The 335-nt window shown below is 69.0% G+C and carries 1 pseudogene; it reads left to right on the plus strand.

The features are described 5' to 3' along the window. A pseudogene (locus EN862_RS35295) lies at positions 1-227 on the plus strand (ABC transporter permease); the annotation flags it as partial. Positions 228-335: the final 108 nt, after the last annotated feature.

Raw genomic sequence — 335 nt, forward strand, 5'->3', positions numbered from 1 at the left:
GTGTCGAGTTCGTAGCCGACACCATCGCCGCGGTGGTGATCGGTGGCGCCAGCCTGTCGGGCGGCATCGGCTCGATCGGCGGCACGGCGATCGGCGTGCTCATCATCGGCGTGCTGCGCAACGGCCTCAACCTGCTCGGCGTGTCGCCCTTCATCCAGCAGGTGGTGATCGGCGTGGTGATCGCGCTTGCCGTCGCCACCGACACCTGGCGCCGCAGATCGCAGTGAGGAGCCGGGCGCAATGAGAATTCGCCCGGATCTCCGGGCGATGGACGGATCGGTCGATCCGAGACTGGGAACGTTCGGCCAAGGGGCGCCGTGGTGCGCGGGCGGAAC

The organism is Mesorhizobium sp. M2E.F.Ca.ET.219.01.1.1 (genome assembly GCF_004016445.2).
In the GTDB taxonomy this organism is placed as follows: Bacteria; Pseudomonadota; Alphaproteobacteria; order Rhizobiales; family Rhizobiaceae; genus Mesorhizobium.